Origin of the sequence: Bathymodiolus japonicus methanotrophic gill symbiont (genome assembly GCF_019721995.1) — a bacterium.
GTDB lineage: Bacteria > Pseudomonadota > Gammaproteobacteria > Methylococcales > Methylomonadaceae > Methyloprofundus.
Genome location: NZ_BLYC01000040.1, coordinates 1 through 20,928, shown reverse-complemented (window position 1 = coordinate 20,928; position 20,928 = coordinate 1). Strand labels below are relative to the sequence as shown.

At 39.1% G+C, this 20,928-nt stretch carries 18 protein-coding genes; all 18 read right to left on the bottom strand.

The features are described from left to right. Positions 1-47: 47 nt before the first annotated feature. The 18 genes from K6984_RS25190 to K6984_RS25105 all read right to left on the bottom strand — a co-directional run bounded on the left by K6984_RS25190 (position 48) and on the right by K6984_RS25105 (position 19,663). Complete coding sequence (locus K6984_RS25190) at positions 48-389, bottom strand: hypothetical protein (RefSeq protein ID WP_221897924.1); 342 nt, start codon at positions 387-389, stop codon at positions 48-50. 73 nt (positions 390-462) lie between these two features. Continuing rightward, positions 463-771: a hypothetical protein gene (locus K6984_RS25185; RefSeq protein WP_221897923.1), complete on the bottom strand. Its 309-nt coding sequence runs from the start codon at positions 769-771 to the stop codon at positions 463-465. A gap of 152 nt (positions 772-923) precedes the next feature. Next, complete coding sequence (locus tag K6984_RS25180; protein ID WP_221897922.1) at positions 924-1,334, bottom strand: hypothetical protein; 411 nt, start codon at positions 1,332-1,334, stop codon at positions 924-926. Between the two features lie 118 nt (positions 1,335-1,452). Continuing rightward, complete coding sequence (locus K6984_RS25175; protein ID WP_221897921.1) at positions 1,453-6,588, bottom strand: hypothetical protein; 5,136 nt, start codon at positions 6,586-6,588, stop codon at positions 1,453-1,455. 3 nt (positions 6,589-6,591) lie between these two features. Continuing rightward, complete coding sequence (locus K6984_RS25170; RefSeq protein WP_221897920.1) at positions 6,592-8,250, bottom strand: hypothetical protein; 1,659 nt, start codon at positions 8,248-8,250, stop codon at positions 6,592-6,594. Positions 8,251-8,262: 12 nt separating this feature from the next. After that, the gene (locus K6984_RS25165) at positions 8,263-8,724 is read right to left on the bottom strand and encodes a hypothetical protein (RefSeq protein ID WP_221897919.1); all 462 of its coding nucleotides are present in this window, start codon (positions 8,722-8,724) and stop codon (positions 8,263-8,265) included. Beyond that, complete coding sequence (locus K6984_RS25160) at positions 8,724-9,170, bottom strand: hypothetical protein (RefSeq protein ID WP_221897918.1); 447 nt, start codon at positions 9,168-9,170, stop codon at positions 8,724-8,726. The genes K6984_RS25165 and K6984_RS25160 overlap by 1 nt, the downstream gene beginning before the upstream one ends. Next, positions 9,163-11,304 (bottom strand): phage tail protein, encoded by a 2,142-nt coding sequence (locus tag K6984_RS25155; protein WP_221897917.1) that lies wholly within the window; start codon positions 11,302-11,304, stop codon positions 9,163-9,165. The genes K6984_RS25160 and K6984_RS25155 overlap by 8 nt, the downstream gene beginning before the upstream one ends. Before the next feature lie 21 nt (positions 11,305-11,325). Then, a complete protein-coding gene (locus K6984_RS25150) occupies positions 11,326-12,024 on the bottom strand; it encodes a phage connector family protein (RefSeq protein ID WP_221897916.1) in 699 nt (232 codons plus the stop codon). Positions 12,025-12,029: 5 nt separating this feature from the next. Next, a complete protein-coding gene (locus K6984_RS25145; RefSeq protein WP_221897915.1) occupies positions 12,030-12,257 on the bottom strand; it encodes a hypothetical protein in 228 nt (75 codons plus the stop codon). 36 nt (positions 12,258-12,293) lie between these two features. Then, the gene (locus K6984_RS25140; RefSeq protein ID WP_221897914.1) at positions 12,294-13,322 is read right to left on the bottom strand and encodes a major capsid protein; all 1,029 of its coding nucleotides are present in this window, start codon (positions 13,320-13,322) and stop codon (positions 12,294-12,296) included. Positions 13,323-13,335: 13 nt separating this feature from the next. Beyond that, positions 13,336-13,773, bottom strand: coding sequence for a hypothetical protein (locus K6984_RS25135; RefSeq protein WP_221897913.1), 438 nt, complete (start codon positions 13,771-13,773; stop codon positions 13,336-13,338). A 21-nt stretch (positions 13,774-13,794) separates the two neighbouring features. Next, a complete protein-coding gene (locus K6984_RS25130) occupies positions 13,795-14,799 on the bottom strand; it encodes a major capsid protein (protein ID WP_221897912.1) in 1,005 nt (334 codons plus the stop codon). A gap of 9 nt (positions 14,800-14,808) precedes the next feature. After that, positions 14,809-15,489, bottom strand: a complete 681-nt coding sequence (locus K6984_RS25125; protein ID WP_221897911.1) for a hypothetical protein — start codon at positions 15,487-15,489, stop codon at positions 14,809-14,811. Beyond that, positions 15,467-15,718: a hypothetical protein gene (locus tag K6984_RS25120; RefSeq protein WP_221897910.1), complete on the bottom strand. Its 252-nt coding sequence runs from the start codon at positions 15,716-15,718 to the stop codon at positions 15,467-15,469. The genes K6984_RS25125 and K6984_RS25120 overlap by 23 nt, the downstream gene beginning before the upstream one ends. Next, positions 15,705-17,408 (bottom strand): portal protein, encoded by a 1,704-nt coding sequence (locus tag K6984_RS25115; RefSeq protein ID WP_420831714.1) that lies wholly within the window; start codon positions 17,406-17,408, stop codon positions 15,705-15,707. Before K6984_RS25115 ends, K6984_RS25120 begins: the two co-directional genes overlap by 14 nt. A gap of 553 nt (positions 17,409-17,961) precedes the next feature. Further along, a complete protein-coding gene (locus K6984_RS25110) occupies positions 17,962-19,143 on the bottom strand; it encodes a terminase (RefSeq protein ID WP_221897908.1) in 1,182 nt (393 codons plus the stop codon). Beyond that, the gene (locus K6984_RS25105; protein ID WP_221897907.1) at positions 19,133-19,663 is read right to left on the bottom strand and encodes a terminase small subunit; all 531 of its coding nucleotides are present in this window, start codon (positions 19,661-19,663) and stop codon (positions 19,133-19,135) included. The genes K6984_RS25110 and K6984_RS25105 overlap by 11 nt, the downstream gene beginning before the upstream one ends. Positions 19,664-20,928 lie beyond the last annotated feature (1,265 nt).

Here is a 20,928-nt window from a genome sequence, read left to right as displayed (position 1 = left end):
CCTATTCCTTAAAGCTTATTTTAATTTATCATTTGATTTCTCCTATGCTATGCATCGCCTTTTTCTACAATAATGGCAATATTATAATACTGGCCAATTCTTTCTGGCATATTTATAAATTCTGTCTGGTTTGCAGTCAATGTGTAAGCTGGTGATCTAACTAGGTTGGCTGGTGTTTCGCCTTTCTTCCATCCACCGATTATGAGATATGTATTCTCTCTTGGCACAACTCTAATGATGTTTTCACCCTTGAGTAATGCCCAAGTCTCATCTCCTCTAGCAGGCACTGAAATTCTTGTACCTCTCAACACTGGTGTTTTGACCAATGGAGCTTGTCCGAGTTTTGCGTCTGCTAATCCTGAAAATGTTTCTATAAATATAAAAGCCATATATTAGTCCTATCTATATCTGTTAATTTTTATGTAGCCCATTATAACTATAAAATCAATGAGTTGTTTTAGTTTATTTATCATAGTCATGCTCACCGTGCATCAAATTGTTTATCATTTGACTTATTGTTAGCTCGTCATCCTCTTTAATGTTTTGAGCGATACCTTGTACCGTTTTAGTGATCTGATTAGTACCCGCAAAAGGAACTAATACGCCTATCATATTTATTATCTTCTTCGCGTCCTTACTGCTAAGCTCACCTTTCTCAATCGACTTAAAAAGACTTTTTAGCCCATTCCCCATAACATCAACTGGCGCAAGCCCTAACCCTCTTCCACTCGCAACATTATGAGCTGCATTACCAAAAGGAAAAGCTCCCAACTATAGATGATGTTAGTTGGTATTTAATTTCATCTATAATTTCCAGATCATCATCATCTGTAGCAATACCATACAAAGCATTTATAGCAGTCAAGGTAAAGGCAGGCATGGCTAGCTTATAGAACACCCCTAATATTGACTCAGTAGCAGTTTTATTGCCTCTTACAGCCCCCCTGTACGTCCGAAGTAACGCCATTGAATATAGCAGTCATACTAGTCATAAAAATCATTCCTGTTCTTATGAACTGATTACGTTGACTACGGGATAGCCAGGATAGATTCTTATTATCTGACGCGCCCTGTGTACGCTCAACAACCGAGTCTGCATAAGCAATAGCTTTCTGTTCGTCACTAGCTGTAATCTCAACACCCGCTCTATTCTCTATAGAGTTATTAAAGGAGGCTATCCATATAGGAGTATCAACGCCCCACACCTGAACAACACCAATAGGCTTCATCATAAAATCATTGTATCTTGATTTTTTACCACCTTTTGATTTAAGATTTGTTATAAACTCATTAATGTCACGGTTGAAAGATCCCATTTCAATTCTGTCTGCCATAACAGCACTGCTAGCCATCATGTATGATATTGTCTTTTCACGATACACTTTATCACTGGCTAGCCTTGTATAAATACCAGTTAATCTTGCAATACCTCTTGCTCCTGCTGCTACTTGGCTAGAGTCTTTTGGGTTTGTGCCAACCTCGTCTATTGATGAAAAGGATACCAAGCAATTGCTTAGGAACAGTTTTAAATATACTACCACCAAGCATCACAAGGGTTGTTCCTATGCGTAAGTCCCTGAATGCTCTACTAATAATGTCACTGGACTCTATATTTCTAGTGTTTGCAGTCTCTTTTAGCCATGTATCTAAAGCATTTAATCCATGCACGCCCGCTGCTTTCTGGTAAGCAGCTCTAAACTCTTTGTTTGAGATTAATTTGCTTGCTGATTCTATTGCATCATAGTGACTAATCAGGTGAATAACTGACGTTATGTGATTGATTGACGCTGTGCTTGAGTCAAGCAGTACAGGGTAGTACCCCTCTGTCCGTTCTTTTGAAGCGGATAACTGGTCTCCAAACTCTGAGTTATAATCACCAAAAAATAAACTCAAGGTATCAGCACTTGTATTTTGTTCGGGTGACTTACCTTCATCATAATTAACCTGATACTTTTTATCTCTAAGCAGCGGGTAATACATACCATGAATGACTCCATGATTTTTAGTAGGAATGCGGATACCACTCTCTTTAACTAAATCCTTTCCCCTAACTCTTCTCTCAAGATCGCTGAATGGCTCAAATAAATTATCTATCTGCTTCCATATCTCTTGGACAATAGCCCAATCACCTTTATTAAGATGGCCAATAACTTCTTGTACGACTGGATGATGAATGCTAGCTATATCATTAGCACCTATAATCTCGTAACCCCTGAGAAGTGTGTTTAAATTGTTTTGAGTACCTACGTTAAGAGCGAAAGCAACGATCTGATTACCAGTCATCTTGCCATCAATTATGTACTTGTTACCTTCAAGTGAAGTTATCTTATGTCCTTCCTTCATTTTTAATACTAAGGACGAATCTTTTCTCTGGAAAACATCAATAATAGGTTGCATGTGTTCTCTGAAAAGGATATTACTCTCTTGAATGGCTAGCGTTAGTGGTCTATCTAAAGCATTTTGTAGTGTAGACTGAACAACTCCATGCACATTAGATAATATCTTGAATGACCATGGTAATATGCTGGTTATGGATAGAGCTTCTCTACCTTTATTAGATATTTGTTGATCTTTTGTTTTGGAGTGTGATAAATCAACATTTTTACCATGCTCGTCTAATTCAACTTTTATTTTCCTAACAATTTCATTAAGACTAGAAAGCTCGCCATCTATCATTAGTTGATTATGAGTACTGCCCGCTACATACAATGAGTTCACAATATCATTTATTGCTGTAACCTCACCAAACGGCATGGAGTCAAGGGCAGTGACAGTAGATGGTGGTCTAATTAGCTCGCTTGAGTTTACCCACTCATTATAGGCTTTAATATTTGCAGATACTTCATTGGCTGGAATGATGCCTGCATTGCCTAACAGGATTGAGATTCTATCCCAGAAATTACCACCAAACTTTTTTATCTCAACTTGTCTGGATTTTGCCTTGAATTTATTAAGGTTTTTAGATATATCTCTATACTGCTGCTTAATGTTAAGAGACTCAGTGTATATGTAATTATTTAATAATGCCTGGAATGCAGTATCTGCAATTCTCTGTTTATCTCCTACCCTTACAGCAATGTTGTAATTGCTTATAGATTGGTTCATCCTGCTGTTAAAATCAGTCCCTGACATTGTCAATATATTAAGTCTATATAGCGCATCAATAGCTTTTTGCTTTATCGCTTCACTATTAATCTTAGAGTCTCCATTCTCTAAGCGAGCCTTATCCATATTGCTTATTAATTCAAGCTCCTGACTACCAACATCATTCTCTGCATCAACAGTCATCCTTGCATAATCTTGCATGTTTTCATCTGTAAGCACTTGCGGGGCATCAAGCATTAACTTTTGATACTCCTGCTCTATCATCTTCTCTCGCGATTCCAGTCCTTGAACAGACTCAAGAAAAGCCTCAATAGTCATGTTATTGAATTGATTAGAATCATCAATGCTGCTAATAATGTCTGTTATTGATAATAAAGAACTATCGCTTGTTATTGCCTGTATATCAGCGGGTAATGTATCAACACCTAGCGCGTCCTTTGCGTCATCTGCATCAAGCTTTAACCATTCATTTTTCTTCATTGCATTGACAATAAGAACGATTGGATTACTATCTACAGAGTTGGTTGCTTTTTTAATCGCATCTTGTGTATAAGCATCAATAAGTCCTGCGTTTATATCATTATCAGCCTTATAGTGAATATAAGTAAGTATTGTATTAAGCTCTCTTTCAGCAACATCTTTAGCAGACTTAGCTTCCTGTATCTCAGCGTCCGTTGAGTTAGCATCATTTACTAGCGAGTTATACGCATCTTCTAGTCTGGAAACATTAGCCATCATAATGTCTGTATCAGAATTAAAGTCTATGCTATCTTGCGGTTCAAACTTATAAACAAACATATTGTCAAACATAGCTTTAACATCGCTGCTAACATCCATGTCCTGACGCTCTGTTCCTTTATAAACGAGGTTCATCCACTCCTTTATGGCTCTGAAAGAATCAGACAATTCAATTGATGGGGATTCGCCTTTCTTTAAATAAGCTTCAAAACTTCTTGCAAAAAACTCTTGTATTTCCTCGTACTCTACAGGACTTAAATCTGGATTTAAAAAGGCATGCTCTACCTGCTCTTCTGTTATCTCTAAGTGTTCTGCAATTTCAGGAAAGATAGCACTGATACTGTCAATGCCTTCTGTTCTTTGTTCTGCATCCAACATGAAATGACCAACTTCATGTAAGAACGTACTCAAGTCCTGCTCTGTGCTAAGATTTATTAAGCCATCACCTAGGTTGAAATTACCAAGCACACCATTTAAATCTATCTTACCGTCTATGCTAAGCCCAAGATCAGCGATCAACTGGCTAGGAAATTTATCTGTTCCTTCTGTCTTTACATTAGCCCATGCAGGTATTATGGTCGATAACAACCTTGCGACATTATCATCCACAACGCCGGTTGATACCAATTCATCTCTTATCGTTTGAGTTAAGCTGGCCACATCTTCTGCCTTTGTCATACCGACTTCAAACTGGTCTATTGACTCCCGAATACTTCTTTCGATTTCCTCGTTATCTATTCCGCTTCTGTGTGTTGAGCTTCCATCCTCACTTAATGTCATGTGCTTTCTTAATACTTCGCCTCTATCACGATTAAGTATCTGGACAACCTCAGAAGTTTTAAGCTCAACTTGTTTGCCTGTACTTTCTGCCTGATTGATAGCTGAATTTATTGTCTCTATCCATGGAGTATTATTTGCGTCAAAGCCATCATTTGCGAGAATCTCAATTTCAGCTTTTAGGTCGCTTGCATCCATATAGGTTACTTCGTTACCTGTGGCTGTTAGCGTCTGATTAAGCACTGTTAGATTACTATCTGTATCAGCAAGCGTTGTATTGTTATTCGCCTCTATAATACGCTCTATCGTTTCCTGCTCTGTATGGCTTTGCTCTGCCTTCTGTTTGTGCAATACCAAGCGTGAAAAATTACCAACTCCTGCGCTAGCAACTGCTAATGGTAATGCCCCCATTGCTGCCATCTTTGCTGCTTCTATTGCCCTTTCAACGGTCTCTGGGTTAAGGATGTCTTTTCTATTGTAATACTCCGATCTACCCTCAGCAGTCCATTCTTTGGCAAGCTCTCCGAAAGCATCAAGCACAACCTCTTGACTCCCTTCTGTTACTCCTTCTACGCCTGCACCCACTCCAAGTCCAACAGCTCCTTTTACTACGTCCTTTGCCGATTTAGGAATCCATTTTGCAGAAGCTATTTTTGCCAAAGAAGCTCGTCCAGTTTTCGTCTTAACAGCACTTGATATAATAGAATTGACTGGTTTTGATGCTCCTTTAAATAACACCCCAAGCGCGGCTGTACCTGCAAGATCAAGTCCTGAATTGATGATCGCCTGAGCTTTGGCTGCCGTATCTATTTCTTCTGGTGATAAATACTTTCCATTTACTTTTAGCCTTGAATAATCATAAGACGCACCTACATAGTGCATATCATAGGTTGTTTCAGCAAACCCAATGCCAGCACCTGCTTTAGCGCCAAGTCCTGCACCAGCAATTGCTCCTGCAACACCGCCAACCGAGCCAAGAACAAGACCACTTGCAGCACCCTGAACAGATCTATATAGTGCGCTTCCTGCCGTATCAAACAATGCAGGTAATATTCGTGATGTCTCAACAAGCATTTGAGATGGCAAGCTACCTTCACTGATAACCCTATTATTAACAAGATTAATATTGTCAAGCCTGTTCATTAGGTCTAACGATAAAGGCCTTCCACTTTTGAGTGATGACTCGACCTCATTTTTATATTCAGCCATATCAACAATAGTCGCACCACTCTCATAACCCATTACTAACTTATCTGTAAAGCTCTGCCTATGCGTGCCATTTATGTACCGATCATTAATCAATGCCTTTGTTAGTTGGTCTACAACGTCAAAATTATCTTTTAATGCAGCAATACTATCTGGATTATTTCTTAACTCACTATAAACTGCTTGTGGTAACTTCTTCTTTTTAAGTGCCCTCTTTTCAGCTACTCGCCATGCGTAATCAGGGTCATCTTTTACAACTTGGATAGGTAAGTTCGCATAATGAGCAAGCTGAACAATATCACCCTTAATGTCTTTTGAGTCCTCAAGTATCTGGACAACAAGCTCTGGTGATAATTCGTTGAAACGCTCTTGTTGTTGCTCTGGTGTTTTACCTATGAAGTCTTTAGAGAGTATATGCTTAGTTGTTTTGAGAAGTTGCTCCTCTTCTGTGTTATCAAACTCAACACCTGATACCTCCGTTTCATCCTGAAACAATTCTTTTTCTGGTTCAAACTCTATATTGCCGTAACTATCTTCTTCAACAATTTCAGGAGCAACATTTATAGGCTCACCGAACGCATTTACCTCAACATCCTCAACAACCGGAACAGCATCCATGTTTTGCTCACCAGTAGGAACGCTAGCCACTCCCCCCACTCTCTCTTCAACAACTGGAACGCCATCCATGTTTTGCTCAATAACAGGAACATCGACCACCTTCTCAGGCTCTTTGTATCCATTACCACTAATTATCATGGCCATAGTTTATTCCACTGTTAATTCGTTTAAATCATAATGTATAGCTGCAAACCTAAGTAGCTTTTGCATATAAGTATCGCCCGGCTTCCCTTTGTATTTCATTTGCTCCATTTTATCTATAATTCCGATTAGATTTTTATTACTAATCATTGCAAGATTGATCTTTTCCTTAGAATCCCATACCCAGCCATTAGCTGTCATCTTGCCAGATATTAATACTCTATTTGTTATTCTAGATATTTCTAGTGGGCTTAGTGTCGTATCTTCTGAATTATTAAATCGTCTTGATATTTCCTTATTTATCATGCTCTGTGTAACAATCTTTACATTAAGATATGCGCGCTTATATTCAACACTGTCTGTGTCTGTATCACCGAATGCATTATCAGCTTCTACACGATTTTTAAACGTACTCATGGCTTCCTTGCTTGATTCAGCTACCTGACTATCAACCGATTTAACTGCTTTGTTCTTGTAATCTAAAACTTTTGCTAATCCAGCCTTATCTATATGCGCTCCATTTTTTACAAGCTTTGCGCGAAACTCTACAGCATCAAGGTCTTTTAACTGCTCAACTGGCATTGCAATAATGGTTGCATAAAATGACTCATTGTCTTGACTGTTAAACTGGCTTGTTCTCTCCTTAACAAACGTCCTTACACCAGTGTTCATTCTCGACCAATCTCCTGCTGGTATATCTGGCTCGAGGTAATTTCTATATTTATACGAAAGCCTATCACTCTCTTGTTTTCTGCTGGCTTGTTCGTCACTTAAATTTTGCCGACTAATAGCTAATGCAGCTTTCCGTACCTTGGGATTCTTAATTCCTTTCAGTGCCTGCTGGTTATAAGAAAATGGCGCGTTAGGGTCTGTTAAGTTATCCACTGCTTGTTGCGCTGCACCCAATATATAATCATCCTCATTAACTTTCCTACTTAACTCTATCGCGTTCGAAAGTGCTTTACGCTTGGCAGGGTAAATACTATCTCCATAATCTCTAAGTATTCTTTCGGTGCTACCTAGATCATTATTTGCTAATGCAGACAATCCAGCGTTGTAAGCAAGATTACTTGTTGTATCTGCAATTCTGGTTTCCCTTGTCTCTTTAGAGTCTCCATTCATCTCGGATATTTCATCAACAGCTAGCATAGCAGACTCTAAAGAATCCTTTATTCCTTGCGCTGAATAATTCTTTGCAGCATCATTATTTGCGTTTGTTACTTGAGAATCTAATGACTTTGATTTTGCTACTCTGGTCTGTTCGCCTAGAAATATTAAAGATGATTGTGCGCTTTTGTTTAAAATAGGTGTAGAGTATTTAGCAAACATCTTACGCTGTCCATGAGTAAGCTTATTCTTTATATCTTCTGCTAACTGTTCATTCCCTGTAGAGAAGCCGGGCATACCATCAACTGCTGCCTTACCCCTTTGAGAATAAAACCCAGCTTCCTTTTCATCTCCATAAGCCCTTTTTGTAAGCCCTGCGTTAAGATCATTAATTGCATCATTAACTGCAATCTGATTAATTTTTGTCTCTTCATCACGAATTACCTTTACTATTCCACCCAATGGGTTTTTTATTTGTGGAGGTGCTATAGCCCTATTGCTCATTATAGGATTAAGCTTGGTTGTCGTTAGCTCTGACTCAGGTATTACCATTGACATTAGATTACCCCTCTAACCAGATTCTGCATAAGCGTATGCGTCCGCACCAGCCTTTCCAAGCTCAGCAACACCAGAAGCTACGCCACCAACCAATGTAGCCACTGCCGCGTTTTCACCCTGTGATCGCTCAAGAGATGCGCTGCCTCTAAGTGCTTGGGCTTTCTGATCTGTATTGTATTTTGCTCTCATTACTGCAATATCTGAGTTAAGCTCCGTATCTTTAAATATTGAGAGTGATGACCCTGACTCAAGAGAAACACCCTTTGAAGCTGCAATAGATTTCTGATAGGCAATATCACGCGCCATTTTCATTCTTAGGTCACCTCGCTCTACAACTCCTGCGTTCTCTAATGCAGTTGCTTGATTCCTCTTTACACCTTCATTATATCTTGCAGTCGCTCTCTGGTTTTGAGCGTTTGTTACTGCCAATGCAATATTGACTACGGCTGATATGATCGCTGCTGCAACTGCCATTAGTTAGCCTCCAGAACAAAATCACCATTATCATCTCGCTGCCCGATAACAGCAAACCCAAGAGATAACAGCCAGCGTATGCTTACCTTGTTTGTTTTTATACAAGTTGTTCTTACACCTCCGAAGCGTTTTACCCATAGCCTTACCATTTTAAATGTCTCCCTATGTAATCTAAAAGGCTGCTTCATAGCTTCATTAGTGAGCATAACCCATACTATGTCGTTGATGTCGTCTGCATTTGGTATCTTGATTACCGCGCATGGCTTATCATCCATAATAATACTTAGACACCTCTTATTATTAAGCATATCAGACTTAAAATCATAACCACTCACTAAACATTTCTCTACGTCCTTAGCTGATATAGGGCTAAGGTCTGCCAGAACAGTCTCAACATGGCTAGCAGTCGTTCTTTTTAATATTAATCCACTTGTTCTTTTAGTCATTTTTACTGAACTCCATTGTTATTGATCGAATACACATAGGCAAAGGCGTTGTGTGCTTAATAGATATTTTCCCATAGTCCGTTAGTTTTGATGCTATGTCAATATGTCTTATACCAGTTTTTAGCTCGGTAACTCCTTCCGACTCTCCGCCTCCGAAGCTATACTTCACATTATCAGACTGCATTTCAACAAATTTATAATCATTTAGCTTGTCGTCTATTGTTGCTACTGACAAGCTGTCTGTATTGTATATATCAAGGTACGCTTTATGAACGCTCTTCACCTGACCTGACGATGGCATCCTTGCGCTAACAATAGGCATTGTTTCGATAATAGTCTCATACCCTAGACCAACATGCGCCTTAATGGTTGTAAGCCCGTTAGGTAGCGTTATACCCCCTCTGGTAACAACTAAGCCATTAATAGGCCTGCCATCCGCTAATACTGATACTTCCTTTCCTTCAAGGTGGTGTAACCCTCTAAGCGTATTAGTTGGCGAGCCTGCAAAAGTTAAACCACAATCCATAAAGAAACTATCAGATGGATTATCATCCTTTCTACTAACAAATTTCTCTATGTATACTTTTTCACGACCAGCTATATTTCTATGAACAACGGCGTATGTTGATGACTCATTCCCATTAGGTATAGTCGCTAATGATTTATATTTACCTTGCGTGCTATGCCTGTGGAATCCCCAGACTTTCTGGTCTTTGTCATAGGTTAGACCAATCATCCGTCCGCCACTCGTAACAATCCATACTATACCGTTCGGCTCTTCACTATAAGTCATGTCAACCATGCTTTCGCCTTCAAATATATGCTCGGCTCTAATAGTTAGGTCGCTTGCTTCAACATCACCCAATCCCGGAATCCCTGAACCTAAAGCATTTAAAGCTATAAGCCTATTACCCTGCTCTTTTGAGAATAGTACAGACTGGCCAGCCAATATAGGTGTTAATCTTGATGCACCGAAGTTAGATATAGTCTTTACACCAAAAGTGTTGGGAGTAATAACAAAATCAGAACCTTCTGTTACTTTCATTTCAGCTTCTGACGTTAATAATATCAAGCCCTCAAAAGTTATGAAGTGCCTTATCTGCCCTATAGAGCTGGATACAATATCTTGTATTATAGAATCTGTAGCCTTGGATGGTATAGAAGATCGCATGGAGTCAATAACTCCTGTTTCTGTAAAGAAAATCTTTTGTGGGTCGTCAATAGTTGAACCGAATATCCTACGCTGCTGATAGAACCCAACTACCTTCGGTCTGCCCCCCGCACTGGCGAAAGGTAGGTTAGACCTTGGAGGTGAATTCTCCATTTGTGGAGCATAGTTTGCATCCACAAAAAAACCAGAATCCTCTGGATTTGGAGGTCTATATAATAACTTACAACTACCAATAAAACCAAACAGCCCTGTTCCCTCAACTATTTCTTTGTAAATGTTAAAGCTATCCACAGAATTGGCAGCATAGATGTGCATTCTATTCTCAAAGCCTTCTGCTTTGCTAAGCGGTACTGTCTTGATTAATAAAGGTAACGACTCCCTTCCTTCTGCATCTACACTTGTCACCGCATATCCAAAGAGTACTTTAGGCGTTTCCCCTTTGTCATTCTGGACTATAACTCTTGTGGGCTTTGGTACATGATTTGCAAAGTCAACAGTCTCTAGTCGCCAGTCTCTATGAGCATAACGCTTTAAAACGCTTACTTCATTATGACCGTCTGTCATGGTGATTGTATCAGCAAAATTAGCTGTCTTAATTGCCCATGGATATAAGAAAGGACTTACAATGCGTATTCTTTGCTGACCACCAGAGACTGTAGTTAAAAAATTATCTTTGAAAATAATCTCTATTGCACCGCTCAACAATAAAATAATGTAGGGCTGTTCCTTGTTATAGATGAACGATATAAGCCTTGCGTGACCATTACCAGAGTTGCCAGCCTCACCTATGAAGTAACTACCTTCACGGTTATAGACAGCACCCTGAGTTTTAACATACGCGTTTTCACATTTAGAAAGTGCCGACCCATACCAATCAAGATTATGCCTCTCTGAAACTGCCGGGGATACTTCACCTGCTGTAAAATCACTTTGCGTTGCTTTTGTACTAGATGCTGCTACCATGGCTTTACAACCTATTTAGGATTAATATCTACATGTAATAAAACTGCTCTCTTTTGCTTTTGGGACATAATGATTTGGCACGTCCTCAATCCAAGCTTTAGACAAGTATTGTTTGTACAGTGCGTTAAACTGGGCTATAAGGTTTAATGGAGTTTGAGTACCTAAGAGCGGTAATGCAAGATATGAACTCAATTTTAGTATTACACAATCCCTGAATGTTCCATTAGTTTTTGATATATCAGTAGTCTTTGATAACACAAGAGCGAAAGCGTCCTCTATGTCGCATAAAATAACAGACTGATGGTGCGTATTAGTGCCAGTGCCATCTATGAATAACCGCTGCTGAACAGTATAATTGCGCTGATTATGTGATGACTCGTTTATATGCCTTTGGTGTTGATATTCATTATCAATCTTACCGTATACAGAAATGACCTTTAGAAAATGGTCGTGATACTCATACATATTTTTCCACCCATCAAGATGAAAACCACCACGAACCATACTAGGCGTAACAATAGGCAACGTTACCGGAATCAATCCGAATGACCAGTTAGCCTCACCCAAAACAGAGTGAAACGCCTTGTCATAGTGAAGCTTGCACATGTTCTGATTATCAGAGCCATTCAAATCGTCTCTGAATGAAGAAATAGGCTTTGAACCAATATTAGTTAAAGCCACATTGCATATATCTAAACGCGCTGTTTCGGCAGGTGTCATGATAACTACTCAGTAGTCGTCACAATCTCACCAAAGCTATCCACGTTTGCATCCTGCATTGCCTGAACTTTAATGTTGTGCTGACTGGTTATCTCTTTAACTTGCGCCTTATCCGTTTCTAAACGCATCCATGATGGGCATACTTTGAACTTGGTCTTGGTAACAATAGTATCACCAGAAACATATATATTATCGTGCATGTACCCAGTTCTTTCTGCAATATAAACTGCCATTTTATTTCCTCTTAATTATATTAAATAGTCTTTGTGCTAAATGCCTTGTAAATTTGACTCTTTCCTTTTTATTTGCGGACACTCAATAATTGGAATATCTCTATATGTTTTTACCTCTTTACCCTGCAATTCATTACCGGGTCTTAATCTAATATGATCGTCACCACTTATTGCGTTTACGTTCCACCTGTCCATTATCTGCATAATATCTGAATTACAATAGATATATGTTCCTTCTGATTTATCATGTCTGGATTGATGAGCATAGTACGCCTCTCTCATGTAAAGATATGGGTCAAAAGCAGAATAAGTAGAATCATCTATTTGAATACCAGCGATCCTCACAACGTAACGCCAATCTGCGACAGCTAATCCAGCTTGCCAAGTGAATATAGTCCTGTTCCCTTGAAATGACTTACCAGCACCAGTATCAACATTCTGCTGAGGTAGAAACCTGCTGCTTATACCTGCCATTGAATCTTTAGGATATAGTAAGCTAGTCTTGTCATTACCCCATGTAACAAACCAGATGCTTGTATTCAGATTCTGATTTCCTCCTGCATCAATAATCTGATTTGAACTTAAAGAGCCATGCTTGTGATTGAATCTAGGAGTTAGACCAGTGAACTCTGCTGGATTTTTAGACTTATCACCATAAAAAATATTATACTCAATCTTGCTTGCCATAGCTTCTAGGTTATGTGCTGCTTCTTTCATGCACATGTCCCTTTGCTTATTTATATCATCTCCGCAAAGTGCTTCTAAAAAGTCACTATCTACAATTGAAGTGGATTTTAGCAAGCTGATACCTTCATCAACTATAACTCTAGTAGCTGCTGATGCGGTATGTCCTTGGTAATACTTAACAAAATAAGCTTCTGGCAAGCCTGTAAGCACACTCATTTTATGTGACATACCCTGATTACATTGCATAACATTTGCGTGCATTAGGATAGGGTGCTTACGCATCATCGTATCAATTAACGACGCTTCATCCTTATACATACTCTCGTCTGCATACGCACTTTGCAGATCAGGGTATGTGGTTATTGACTTTGTAGCCATCTATATTCCCCTTCTAAAAGAAGTTTGAGACTTGATTACCTAAATCAGCATTAACCGTTGCAACCTTATTAGCTCCGGGTGCTACTGTACACTTATACACAATCTGCATCTTCATATAACGCATAACACCACTAGGCACTCGCTGAACACCATCGCCTGAACTATTATCAGCTATGTTAGAGCTTAATGTTGTCCATGTCGTATTATCAGGTGAAGTAAGAAAGTTAAACTTATACTCTGCCTTTGCTGCTGGTGGGAATGTTGCGCTAGCAAAGATTGGAATAACACCACCATTGCCAATATCTTTAGGTATGGCAACAGTACCAAAAGGCGGTACTTGTAATGCACCTTGATCGAGTGTATCGGTTAAATCTAGTGTGTGTGAAGCTGTATCATTAGGCAAAGCGATTGACTGCTTGTTTGCGAACGATAATTGAACTGATGCTGTCATTTTAAATCTCCAAAAATATGTTTATACAACTCTAGCTTCTGTATCTAAAATTGCTTGTGTTGAGTGGATGACGTACCCTTTGTAAATTTCAACAGGCTTGCCTTGAATATCCACGCCTGATGATAGTCTAATAAAATTATCGCCAGCACCAGCGTTAGTAGCTAAAGCCTCAAGCCCCTGTTTTACTGTTTGGTTGCAATAAATAACCGTATTACCAGTCATCAACTCGCTTGCGTGATGCTTATAATATGCTTTCCTCATAAAATCATAAAGAAGAACATTACCAGCTTCAATGTCTGAAACATCAAGATTGCAAATTCTTGTTACATACCGCCAATCTGCAACACATAAGCCAGCATTCCAAGTGAACTCTTCAACCATTGCCTGGAACTCACCATTTGACCCTGTTCTTGATTGCTCCCCAAGGTCTTTACGCTTGATGCCAGCCATTGTTTCAGGAGGGTGAATTAATGATGTTTGCCTATTCCCCCATGTAACAAACCAGATGCTTGTATTATCGTTACCAGTGCTACCACCATTAACAATTTGATCTGAACTTGGTGACCCTGTTAGCTTGTTATATCTAGCTGATAATCCAGTGAACTGCTCTTTGTTCTTCTTGTTATTACCGTAAAACACACTCGAAACAACAGCTTGAGACATTGCCTCTAAGTTACCTAACCCTTCACTCAATCTGTATTGCTGTGGATTAGGATTAGAATCTAGTAGATCAGAATCAACAACGCATGAAGATTTAAGCATCGCAATACCTTCTGTTTGCACAGACTTAGTGCCGGCAGATGGTTGATGACCTTGATAGTATTGCGTCCAGTATGTTTCAGGCAAACCTGTTCTAATGGCAATTTTATGCCCATTAGGTGAGTTACATTCCAAGATATTTGCATCCATTAGCAATGCATTGTTCTTAGTCATAACGTCAATAATTTCTATCTGACTACGAGAGCCACCTGCTTCTTGATATTCTGCTAAAACATCTGGATAACGCGTTAAATTACGTACAGCCATTTCTATCTCCTATGATTTTTTTGTGTTTGGGTAATATTCATCTAAATTCGATTCTTCTACAGATTGTGGCTTGCCCTTTCTGCCAACAGGAACATCCTCTTGCATTGCAGCCCCAATGTTATAAAGCATTTTTACTACATGAATATTGTTCCCAAGTCCAGTTGTATGTAGAACATTGGACAATTCATCCGTACCGTACTCCTTTATTGCTTCATGCGCAAGCTGTAGATTAGCCTCTGAGTCGTCACCTGAGAACAAAGGGTCTGCCATAGTCTCTTCCTGCATCATCCTAGTTGCTTCGTGGGCGCGTATATTCATTTCCTCTGTATGCGCCTTAACTACAGCATTAAACTGCTTATTACTAATATTTGCAGCCTTAAAAGCAGGTGCTAATGTGTCTAATAGCGCGCTATCTATCTGTTCATCCTCAAGCGTCTCAAGATATGATTCGTCAATTGTATATTCGTCGGGTGCATCCGGATGAACATACGGCTCTTTTACATTCGTTGCACCAACAATAGTTTTCTTAGGCTTCTTCTCAACCTCAGGCTCTTTAGTCTCTTTAGTTTCACTAGGAGTGTCGGATGCCTTATCATTATCCTGACTTTCACCAAGTATAGTGCTGCCAGCTTCTGTATCAACTACAGTTTCGACTTCTGTATTAGTTTCAGTCTGTTCTGCTTCGCTCATTTTGAATTTCCTCTATCTTCATATTAAAATAATCATCTTGTGCTGATCTCTTTATTGTACTTTCAAGAGACAAGGCATAAGTAGTTAATGCGTTAGCCCTATTTATTCCCTGCTGATCGTTGCCAGAGCATCCCTTTTTTAAGTCTTTCAATATTAATGCAATGAAATCACGACATGTTTTATCACTCATTGCTAACTTAATTATATCGACATCTTTATTGCTCTGCATCACCAACTCCATTAAGGTCTATACCCATTTCCTGCGCGCTCTTTAAAGACTTCATAACATTTGGTGCTGCATTCGCCATCTCCATAACTTGTTGTTGTTGCTGCATTGCTTGTTGCTGTTCAGCTTGTTGTTGTCTCATTTTTTCTACCGTCGCTTTATCGTGTAAGCAATCAGCCGGTGCGCCTACAGAGTCACTGAACGACTCAAGCAGTTTGTCTGCATTCAACTTTTTAAGTACATTTTCATCAATACCAGCAAGAATACCCGCAAAATTAACAACACGCTCTATAGTAACTGTGTCATCCGACTTCTGAGCCTTAGCCAAAGTTGATATGTAAGAAGTCTTTACCGCTTGACCAATAATTGACTCTGGTGGCTCAGGTAACAACCCTTGTCTTAACGCAATGTTAAACACCCTATCAATCATTGGGTCTAATAACTCACTGTGTAACTGTGTCAATACTGGTGATAAACTTAATAATGACTCGTTACGCCTTACCTCAACCTCAGCCTTAGTCATCTCTCTACGGTCTGACGTTAGCATCTGCTGGAATAAATTCTTGTAGAAAGCACCCTCTATTCTTTGCTGAACATTGTATATGTCATTTATAAGCGGGACTACCTCAACTCTTACGTCATAAACAGACTTTATCCCGCCGTTGCTCATGTCATCAACCTGTATATGCGTCCCAGGCTCTATCTCACCTAGCGGAGCATTACCTAGTCCTGCTTGGCTTACAGTAGCTGGATTAGCCATCCTTTCTATAGCCTTATACTTGATTGACTCAGCCTTTTGCAGCATCTTTGTGTCACCTAAGGAGCAAATAGCAGGGGATGATATGCCGTAAGCATCACCAGATCTAACTTCCCACCTAGGACACATGATAGGGAACTCGTCAAAGCCGGATGATTTAAGTATTACAATTGAATCTGAGTCTCTATTCTGCTGCCCTGTCTGATCGCCAGTGTTTATCTGACCACCGTAGACATAGTTACTGGAAAACTTCTTGAACTTATTGAGCTTATTACCCTTCTTATAATTCCTGTTAGGCTCTACAGCATGAATAATACTAAACTGCATATTCGTGTCATTGTCCGTGTACGCCCGCTTTATGTTCTCTGGCAATATATCCATTCCGAACTTAGACACCATGTCATCCGCTGTTAAGCTTAACTCCCTGTAGAACGTATCAACCATCCCCCACTCATTAACAGAGATATAATAAGAGCCAATAGTATACGACTCAAAAAGAAATCCTTTTTCTTTGTGAAAAAATACACCCATTGCAGCAGTACCGAACACTCCAAGTTCTGAGTAAAGATTTAATAAACAGTTGTAAGCATTTGTTTTACCTAGTATTGTTAATATAATCTTTTCAATAGATGCTAGCCATAGCCTTACTTCTTGCTGCTCTTTTAGAGCTTCATTGTCTATTGTGAAATTCACCCATGGGCTTGTTGGTGAGCTAACTCCAGCCATTAGTCCTGCCGCTAAGTCTCTTGCAGCTAATGTGGCTGTGTTGTTTATCATCTTTGTATTTATTCTAGGTGGCGTTCCCTTCTTTGCGCTTGAGAACTTGCCACTCTGTAATAATACAAACTCTGATAACTCATTCCAACGAGATACATAAGAAGTCTGTTCTGACTTCATGTTTGAAAACTTCTTTAATATCGTACTGCCAATGGACATTTGCATGGCTATTCACCCAATAGAGTTTTAGCGTTGGCTGGCTCGTCTGCTAAATTGATGCGTCCGCCTGATGTTTGCGTCTTTCTCTTTAATGATCTACGTTTCCTAATTTTACCTTCCCTGTCATACACAAACGGCGAGTCTATTGGTGCTGGAGGTAAAGGCTCTGGTGGTGGCGGGATTGACATACCCATAATTTAATTCCTATTATTTATAAAAAGATTCCAGCGAATCATGACCCAATGGGTTTTTATACGACTGGTGTTTATGAATCTTGGGTTGCTTCTTTAAATTATTGTTTCTATGCGGATATGCAAGAGTTAATGCTAATGCGTCCGAATCATCTGGAGACTTAGCACATCTCGACTTCATTACCTTTTTAGACTCTATAACAAGCTGCCCTTTCTCATTATACCCATACTCACGAGCTTTAAGCTGATTAATTAATTCAGCATCACGTGGATTTATGCAGCCACCACTCTGTAACCAATCCTTTATATTGTTGTACATCTCAGCAGTACGTAAATGAAACGCTTGACTGTTTATTGCAGAATTACCAAAATGTATACCCTTGCAAGGATAACCCCATCTTAACCAATTCATCTTTTATCGGGCCGCCCATTCCTGTCTCATCTATGTACATCATATCCGGAGGGTTATCAGTGCATGCCTTGTCTATCAGATCAATAAATACTGTGGAATCACTTATTAATCGCCCAGGTATCTTGTACTTTTTGAACGTCCTTGCATCATTACCACGCCTAAACTGTATAACTCCAAAGTCATCACCTCCACGAGCTACATCTATACCACATATTAAAGGCTCGCCATCTAACACCGATGGTATCCTGTTTTTTGAGTCCTCAATAACATTAGTCGCTATAAATTGATCTTCCGATGTCTCAGGAAATTTTCCGTAAACCCTGAACCTTTTCTCGTCCTCCGTGGAACAAGTCTTTAAAAAAACTTCTATCTGCTCATTGTTCAGTAGTGTAGAGTCCCTTGAGTCAACATGGATAGTCTCCCAACTACTCTTGTTATCATGAAAACAGTCAAAAAACATACCGTCCTTTCTAGTCGGGTTGCCAAATACAAAATGAAATGGCTCACCTCCAAACTTACCACCTTCCGTCACCTTCCATATAACAGATGGTATAGCACTGGCTTCGTCAAATAGATACCAAGATGAAGAACCATGAGCATGCTGTCCAGCAAATGCTTCACTATTCTCTTCCTTACACGTTATCGCATCACAACGCCATTCATTCGGGTTACTTACATGACATAAAGACATATTCTGTGGCGCATTGTGATACTCAAACCATTCTCTGGTTACACACATATTTAACCACTTGCTTAGCTCGCCCCAAGTCTTTGTTTTTAACTGTTTAGCACTGTTAGCAGTAATCGTTCCCTTGCTATCAGGCCTTGTAGACATTATCCACAATATAAGCCAACAACTTAAAGCCGATTTACCAACACCATGTCCGCTAGCCACCGCTATCTGTCTGCAAAGTACAGGATTCTTCCCGTCAAACGGCTCTTTAACAAGCATATCCCTAAGCTTTATTAAATAATCCTCCTGCCATTTCTGCATCTCTGTTACATGACTTAATGACGTTCCGGGCTGTCCCCATGGGAATACAGTCTTTACAAACAGTAACGGGTCATTCCTGCACTGAATCATTAATTCCGCTAGCCGTCTATCTACATCACTCTTTAAATCAACCGCCATCTTCGTCACCTATAATTATTACTTCATCATCATGGCTAACTCTTGACTTGTTCGCATTCTCAAGCCCTAAAGCTAATTGCCTACCTATCTCGCTTACGTCCTCAAGCTCTATCTTCTCTGAAAATGCTTTTACTCCAACGTGCTTACCCATCAATTCTAAACACTTAACTTTATCAGGATACCTTAGCTTGGATACACGACCTATTGGCTCGCCATCATCACCACTGAACTCCTTCACTTCAATGTTATTGACACCTTTAAGCCATTTCTCAGGCCATTCACTAAGTGGCTTTATAGTTCCATCATCTCTATGTATGTCCATAACATTAAGCTCCCTAAGCTCCTTTAAAGACGCAAGAATGTAATCACTATCAACCTTTGTCCTTAACTGACGCTCACTTTGCATCGTATCTAGCAATTCCCTGTTACTATCAACAATTGAACGTATGGCACTGCTAGACATCCCCAACCTTTGGGACGTTTCAGGATAACTAAAGTCCAACATGTAAGATGATAACACCTCTCGAACCGGCCTAGTAATAACAGATGAACTCTTCATTCTATAAACTTTCCCTTTTAAATTATATGTATTATAACATTATAAGATGGCTATAAAGCTATAGAGTTATAGAGTATGGAGTTCTATAGTATAAAGATATCCTTTTTGAGTAAAACTCTTAGCCCACGTTTTCCGGTGTACAGTCGAGCTGACGCAGTCTTTGATTATAAAGGTAATAATTAGATCCGTTATATAAAGACTCTATAAGTCCTTGATTATAAGTTTAATAATCTCAGCGTCGATAATATCGACGTTAGAAGTATTGGTTATAAAGCTTTCATAATCATTTTGACTTATAATCTGAGTCTACTAGTAGTATACTCCTACAACATTTGATATATAAGGAATATCTTGAGGTTACTCGAGAGCAACCCTGAGCAAGTCATTGATTATAAAGGCAATAGGACTACTCAATATTGAGGAGTCATATACATAGACATGCAATCTAGCCGGCTGAATATTCAGCTCGCTAAAACAACAACTATTCAACTATTCAGCCACCTGAATATTCAGGTCGCTAACTCGTTTCATATACTTACTTATTGTGAAGCCTTTTTGTTTTTTTTATTTTTTTCCATTCGCACGTAATTGAGTACCCATAAGGATTATAAAAAAATTCAAAACCCCCCTTTTTAATATTTGAGACATGGAAAATTTATGTTTTAGGATTATGAATTATGAATTGTTACGTACGTTTGAAATAGTATTGAACAGTGAACATCTTCACAAGATGAACAGCTTCACAAGATGAACAGCTTCATATATATAGTAAGTTCTTATATTAATAACTTCTAATATAGATATGATTGGTTGATGACCTACTTAGCTGCTACATATATAAAGAGTAACAAGCTTCACAAGTTGTCAATATTGCTAGCCACTGATTAGCTTACTATACGCAGTCACAAGATGAACAGCTTCACAAGTTTTCAATATTGCTATCTATATAGTATAGAGCTGTGAAGCATCAACAATTCATAATTGCTATCTATATAGTATAGAGCTGTGAAGTTATGGAGCTGTGAAGCATCAACAATTCATAATTGACAACATTAGCCGTAAAACTCTTAATATCCTCAGCATTGTGAAATTATTAAGTATTAGTTCCGTAAAACTCTTAATATCCTCAGCATTGTGAAAATTATTAAGTTGAATCCTAAAACTTTAAATATTCCAGAGCATTGTAAAACTTCAAATATCTGGAGCCGTTAAACTTTAAATATCTG